The 7,227-nt window shown below is 71.9% G+C and carries 3 protein-coding genes; all 3 read left to right on the top strand.

What is annotated here, in order from left to right; translation table 11 throughout:
- Positions 1–1,203 precede the first annotated feature (1,203 nt).
- The 3 genes from ACIBM5_RS10450 to ACIBM5_RS10440 all read left to right on the top strand — a co-directional run bounded on the left by ACIBM5_RS10450 (position 1,204) and on the right by ACIBM5_RS10440 (position 6,882).
- Positions 1,204–3,381, top strand: a complete 2,178-nt coding sequence (locus ACIBM5_RS10450; protein WP_396006451.1) for a hypothetical protein — start codon at positions 1,204–1,206, stop codon at positions 3,379–3,381.
- A gap of 319 nt (positions 3,382–3,700) precedes the next feature.
- Positions 3,701–4,555, top strand: coding sequence for a hypothetical protein (locus ACIBM5_RS10445; RefSeq protein WP_396006450.1), 855 nt, complete (start codon positions 3,701–3,703; stop codon positions 4,553–4,555).
- 572 nt (positions 4,556–5,127) lie between these two features.
- Positions 5,128–6,882, top strand: a complete 1,755-nt coding sequence (locus tag ACIBM5_RS10440; protein WP_396006449.1) for an MFS transporter — start codon at positions 5,128–5,130, stop codon at positions 6,880–6,882.
- The last annotated feature ends 345 nt before the right edge of the window (positions 6,883–7,227 follow it).

Below are 7,227 nucleotides of genomic sequence, written 5' to 3'. Positions count from 1 at the left end.
GCGAACCGCGGACACCAGACACAGACGAGAGCACCGCTCTCAAGCCAACTGGCTCTCGAAGGCGCACGCCGCCCACGCATCACTGCTCCGAACCGCGGACACCAGACACAGACGAGAGCACCGCTCTCAAGCCAACTGGCTCTCGAAGGCGCACGCCGCCCACGCATCACTGCTCCGAACCGCGGACACCAGACACAGACGAGAGCACCGCTCTCAAGCCAACTGGCTCTCGAAGGCGCACGCCGCCCACGCATCACTGCTCCGAACCGCAGACACCAGACACAGACGAGAGCACCGCTCCCGATGTCCGATGCGGGTACCGGGACGGCCGCTCCCTCGCATCGCTGCTTCGAACTGCAGACAGGGGGCGCAGACGAGAGCACCGCTCCGAATCACCGTCTGGAAACGCGCATCATCCCAATGTCGCTCCAAGACGCGGACGCCGAACACAAACGAGAGCACCGCTCTCACACCGTTCGAGGGTCGATCCTCCTCCGGCTAGCCCACGCCGCACTCGCCTCGAAACCCGACGCCCAGCCCGGACCCCACAACGTCACCGTCCGGTCCCGCCCCGCCCGCCTCGACTCCGGCTCCGGCTCCGACTCCGCCCCGGCCCCAACCCCGCCCCCGGCCCGAGCTCCCAGCCCCGGGGCTCCCGGCTCCCGAGCCGACGCCTCCGATCTCACCCCCAACCGGCCCGCCCGAAGCGCCCCGCGCCAACCTCGCCCCATCCACCGCCCACGTCGCCCCCTCCCCCGCCCAAGCCGAACCACGCCCATCTCCCACCGACCCCGCCCAACCCCAGCCCGACCCCCGCCCGACCCCCGCCATCGGCCTCGACCTTGGCCCACCCCCAGCGTGCGTGCCCCACCCCACCCCACCCCACCCCGCACCGCACCCCACCCCGCGCCTCCACCCACACCCCCACACACCCGCGCCCCCCGTGCGCCCCGTTGTGAGCTCGTGTGCCGATCGGGCCCACCGGCCAACCGGTCCGATATGTCGACCATGGCCGGTCGATACCCCTAACCTTCAGTTGCGTGGTGGTCCACCCAGATGGGCTCGGCCGGGGAGGCACACATGACCGAACGTGGTGGTGGGCGGGTCATCCGAATCCCGTCGGAGCGGGGGCAGTTGCTGCTTGTGGAGGGTGGTGGATCCGGGCGGAGACGGCGGTCGGAGAGTGGGAGCAACCTGGTCGCGATGTCGGCTCTGACGCCCCATCAACTCTTTCCGGACGCCGCCGCCGACGTGGTGCAGTTGCCGGACGCGGTGCAGCCGCATGCGGTTCGGGCCTATCTTCAGGCCGCGGGTGCGGTGGACGGGCCGGTGATCGTCTATTTGACCGGGCGCCTCCTGTTCGACCGTCGGCGTCGCGAACTGCACCTGGGCCTGCGTGATTCGACGTCCGGCTCGGTGCGTTACGACGGGCTTCCGTGGTCTTGGGTGGTCGAACTGCTCGGTCCTCGGCCGGCCGAGAACACCCTGGTGATCTGCGATCTGACGGCGGGTCGGGAAACCTGGGAGGCGGCCCGTGGACGGGCGCACGAGTTGTGCCAGGGCCTTCCGCTGTGGGGCGTGTTGAATCCGCCGGACGTCAAGGGTCCGCCGCATCCGTTCACCCGGGCGCTGGTGGCCGCGCTCGCTCAGGGCTTTCCCGAACTGCCGGACCCGGTACCGGCCGAGGAGATCCATCCGCTGCTCGCCGAGCGGGCCCGACTGGCCCCGGACACCGTCGAGTTCGCGCCATCCGCCGGTTCGCTCGCGCTGGCCAACTGCTCGCCCGAGGCGCGTCCGCCGACCCTGCGTACGGCCGTTCGCCGGCTCAAGGCGGTCACGCCGCGCGGCAACGGCGCCACCGGGACCGGGATCTCGGCGCTGTCCGCCGTGCCGCCCAACGGCATGACCCCGGCGCAGCGTTCCGGCCTGCGCGGCTCCGGCGTGGTCGGCGGCGGGATCGGCGGCGGGGCCGACCCCGAGCCTGCCCGGCAGCGGCCGCCGGCCGCCGATCCGCGGGCCGAACCCGACGCCCACCCGGCCCCGGCCACCCGGCCGCGCGACGAACCCGGTGTCGGGCGGCGGGCGCTGGGCCTGGTCCGTTCCGTACTCACCTCCGGGCCGGAGGACGAGCCCGAGGTACCCGGTACCAGCCTGCGCGACGCCCTCCGAGCCGGCGCCGCCAAGCCGGGCAGCCGCCCGCTCGGCCCATCCGCCCGCAAGGACGGCGCGCCGTCGGCGACCGGTCGCGGCGCCGGCGGTCCGGCCGCTCGTGGCAAGCCGCGCCCGCCCACCAAGTCCGCGCTGCTCGACCGCGAACCGGAGTTCCCCGGCCCGACCGACCGCCGCACGAACGGCCCCGCACGCGGCTCGACAACCGCCCCCGCGGCCGGGTCCGCACACAGCTCCGCGACCCGCTCCGCCGACAGCCCTGCGAACGGCACCGCGAGCGCCGCGACTCGGCCCGCGACCCGCCCGACGATGGGCGCCGACCCGAACCGCCGTGCGGCCGGTTCCGCGCCGCGCCCGCATCCCGAGCCGCCGCCTCCGCCGCTGCCGCCTCGGATAACCGTGCGAATCCAGGCGACCGACGCGAGTGCGCTGACGCCGACTACCGCACGTCGTCCGCCGAGCACGAGTCCCACCCAACTGCCCCCGGCGCTCGCGCCGAACCGAGGAATCGGGCCGGACCGGCCGATGTCGATGCCGGTGCGCGGCCGGGCCGTCGCGCCTACACCCGCCCGGCGGGCGCTGTCCCAGGGCGCGTCGGCGGCGGGCGCGTTGATCCGGCCGGCGGACGTACTGCCCACGTACTGGAACGAGTTGGCGGCCATCCGGCACGCGTCGGACACCGGGCACGGCATGGAGGCGTGGCAGAAGGCCGCCGAACTCAGCATGCACATGGAGAGGTTGGTCGGTCCGGCGCACCCCGGCACGCTGGACGCCCAGGCCATGCTCGCGTTCGTGAGCGCCGGACTGGGTCGGGTCGCGGACGCGGTGTTGATCTACTGCCAGGTCGCCGAGCGCGGCGCGGAGGCGGTCGGCCCGCAACATCCGAGTACGATCGCCGCCGCGGACAACGCGCTCAAGGTGTGGCTGCGAATCCCGGACGCTCAGGAGTCGGTACGGCTCGGGCCCGCCGTCGTGGCGATGCGCGAACGTGTCCCGGGCCCGGCGAATCGGGGCCTGGAAACCGCCCGGGCGCACCTGACCCGAATGCGGTTCATCCTCGACCCGGCCGCGGCGGACCCCCGTCCACGGCCCGAACACCGGCCCGAGGCCCAGTCCGACCCACTCGGCCAGGCCCACCCCGACCCGGATCCCGCCCGCCGGCCGACTCAGGTCCGCGGCGCCCCCGTCCGCCGCCGACACGCGAAGGCCTGAGCCGCCGCCCGGCGTGCACGCAGCACCGAACCGGGCCATCCGTACGCACGGTCGACACGCGCCTTCGACACGCGCCGGCCCACGCCGCCGGCCCGTCCCGGAGCCGAGCGTGCCTTCCGCGCATTCAACCGAAGCGGCCCACGCACGACCGAGGGTGGGCCTGCGGGTGTGACCGTCGGGTGGGTGCCGTATCTGGTGCCGTTGCCGGGTGCCGTTACCGGGTGTTGTTGCCGGACGTTGTTCGGATGTTGTTGCCGGATGTGGTTGCCGAAATCCGGAGCACGATTGGGAAACACTTGCGCATGCGGTTCCGGCCCGCGTGCGGGCCGCCGCGTTCTACCGTGGACCCACCGTTATCGCCCGATGCAAGGGGTATCGCGTGGAATCGATCTCGGTGGACCTGCTGAGCGGGCTTGCCGCCGGAGCCGGCGGCGACGCCGGTCGCCTGGCCTGGACGCGCCTCGTGGAACTGGTGCGGACGCCGTTGCCGCGCGAGCCGGAGCGACCCGAGGGCGAGTCGGACGCGATACCGCCGACATCGAGGTCGCGCGCGACCGGGTCGTCCGTACCGCATCGCCCGGCGCCGTTGCCCACAGGCGAGTTGGAGCTCACCCTGCTCGGACACGAGGCCCCGGGCGGACTGCGGGCGTACACCCGGGCCTACGCGCTCGCCGGCGCACTGTCGTTGCGGGCCGACCGTGATCCGGACTTCGCCCGGGCGATCGGCCGGTGGTACGCGGATGCGCGGCGGATCGGGATGGCCGGGGAGGAGGCGGGCGATGGCGGGCCGGGCGGGGGCAGTTGCTGCGGTGGGCGTGGTGTGATTGTGCACGGGGAGGGCGGAGACGGCTGGGAGGCCCTGGGCGGGCCATTCCAGGTCGGATCGTGGGGGCATCGTCCGCTTCCTTCGGTAGGTGAATCGGCGGCGGAGCGGGATGCGCAGGACGATGTGGGCTGCCCGGCTGACCCTGGCGGCCCAAGCAGCGCAACCGGCCCAACCGGCCCAGGTAACCCGGGCGGGCCGGGCAATCCGGCCGGCCCGGGCAGCCCCGGTCGTCTCGGCGGTGACGCCGGTGACGCCGGTGATGTACGCGATCTCGGTGGCCATGAAGACTCCGGCGGCCTCGACGACCTCGGCGAGCCCGGTCGCGACGGTGGTGGGCGCGACCGGTAGAGCTGCTCGGCCCACCCGCCCACCCCCACGTCCGGCAGCCCCATCCCAACGCCCCCGCCCCGCCACATCCCGTCCACCAGGCCCCCCGAACCCAGCGCGCCGCGCACCAGGTCCGCCCACGCGTGCCCCGACCCGCGTTTTCCACCGCAACCCGCGCAAACCCGCCCCCTTCGGAATGGCCCTCGCCGGCCCACGCGTTCGACCCACCACGTCGGCCAAGCGCATCGCGCCCGCCGCGTTCGCCACGGCCACCCGTCGAGGCCCACCCACGCCCGCCCGCCCCGACCCGCCTGCCACCACGACCCGCGCAAAGCCGCCCCCTCCCCAACAGCCCCCGCCTCCCCCAGCGTTCACCCCCCACATCCGCCCAGGTAAAGCCCTTGCCCCCGGCCAAAATCGCAACCCGTTTCATTTCTTGGCGTTCGCTCTGGTAGCGCGCTACCGGCCGGTACTAAGGTCACTCCACGCGTTGGCCCGGGGGGTCGTCCCTTCCCCCCGGTCCGACGTATTCGCACGGCCGCGTTCCCCGCATTCCTGTACCTCGATAGACCCACGCTCGTCGAGGAGGCCGCATGTCTTCCACCACGTCCCCATCGGGCCCGCCGGACGCGAGCGATCCCGGTGCCCCGCCGTCGGCACCTCGCGGCCCGCTGCCCGCACTGTTCCGGGGCCTGTGGCACCGCCAGTTGGACCGCTACCCGGCCAACGGGCCGCGGATCTTCTACCTGTCCATCGTGGTCATCGGCTCGGTGATCCTCTACTACGAGCTGTACATCCAGTACGCGGTCTCCACGCTGCTGATGCACGAGTACGGCATGACCTTCATGTACGCGACGATGATCTCCGTCGTCGGCAACGCGGTCGGCGCGTTCGCCTCGCTGTTGGCCGGCCTCGCCGACCGGTGGGGTCGGGCCAACCTGGTCGTGTACGGCCTGCTGCTCACCGGTGTGCTCGTGCTGTTCGCGTTGCCGAACGCGCAGAGCAAGGGCTGGTTCATGTTCTTCATGGCCCTGGTGAACATCGTCGAGGGCATGGCCCTGGTCGCCACGCCGGCGCTGATCCGCGACTTCTCGCCGCAGGTGGGTCGCGCGGGCGCGATGGGCTTCTGGACGCTGGGGCCGATCATCGGCAGCCTGGTGGTCACCACGGTCAGCAGCAACACGTTGGACACCAGCAGTTGGCAGGACGAGTTCCGGTACGCGGGCATCGTCGGCCTGGTCGTCTTCGTGATCGCACTGTTCGGGCTGCGCGAGTTGTCCCCGGCGCTGCGCGACCAGCTCATGGTCTCGCTGCGGGACAAGGCGCTGATCGAGGCGAGGGCTCGCGGCCTGGATGTGGAGGCCGCGCAGAAGAACCACTGGCGGCAGATGATGCGGCTGGACATCCTCGCACCCGCCTTGGGGATCAGCCTGCACCTGATGTTCTACTACACGGTCGTCGGCAACCTGGTCGTCTACTACTCGACCGTCTACGGGTACTCCGAGCAGCGAACCAACGCGCTCGCCAACTGGTACTGGGGTGCCAACGCGATCGCGCTCGTCGTGGTCGGCATCGCGTCCGACCTGACTCGGGTGCGCAAGCCGTTCATGATCGTGGGCGGCGTGGGCACGGTCGTGTTCACGTACCTGTTCGCGCTGACCACGGACAAGCCGGACACGGACTACTACACGTTCGCGTGGCTCCTGGTCGGCATCGGCGTGTGCAGCGGATTGACCTATGCGCCGTGGATGGCCGGGTACACCGAGACCGTCGAGAAGCACAACCCTGCGGCCACCGCGACAGGGCTGGCGGTGTGGGGTTGGATCATCCGGATCGTGGTGTCGGTGTCGGCGGTGTTCACGCCGGTGATCGTCACGTCGGCGACGCCGTTGGTGAACCACGGCGAGGAGGTGGTCGCGGCGCAGGCGGACGCCGGTCCGGCGCTGGAGTTGGTGCAGAAGGATCCGGCGCTGTTCATCCAAATGTCCAAGTTCCCCGACCGCGCGTCGATCCCGATCGAGTTGCAGATCAAGGCGTTGCAGCTGGCCGGCGGTGACATCACCAAGCTGAATCTGGTCGAGCAGAAGCAGAAGTCGCTGGGAATCCTGATCGACCACGGCGAGGAAGTGCAGAAGGCGAAGGACCGCGCGAGCGACGAGTGGATGCGCTGGTGGTGGCTGACCCTGGCGTGTCAGGCGCTGTTCGTCCCGTGCGTGTTCGTGATGGCCGGCCGCTGGAGTCCGCGCAAGGCGCGGCAGGACGAGGAGGCGCACGCACGTCGGGTCGAGGAGGAACTTGCGGCCCTCGGCGCGGCCGAGAAGGCGCCGGAGGCCGGCCAACCCGCCTGACCCGGCAGCGGCATGCCCCTACGCGGCCGAACCGAGGCCGCCGTCGGCGGCGGCACCGTGCCCGCGGACGCGATTCCTACGGACATCCCGAGGGCCCGCCGGGAAACCCCGAAGGCCGTACGGGGAACGCCGCGCGTCGTACGGAACCCGAAGGCCGTACGGGGAACGCCACGCGTCGTACGGAACCCGAAGGCCGTACGGGGAACGCCACGCGTCGTACGGAACCCGAAGGCCGTACGGGGAACGCCGCACGTCGTACCGAAAGCACCGGGAGTCGTACCGAAAACGCCGAGGGCCGGCGCCGCACACGAAGTGCGGTACCGGCCCTCGGTCGTGCTGATCAGT

The sequence above is a fragment of the Embleya sp. NPDC050493 genome, from assembly GCF_044458105.1.
Lineage (GTDB): Bacteria > Actinomycetota > Actinomycetes > Streptomycetales > Streptomycetaceae > Embleya.
The sequence above is the reverse complement of the archived record's forward strand: the minus strand, read 5'-3'. Positions and strand labels throughout refer to the sequence as shown.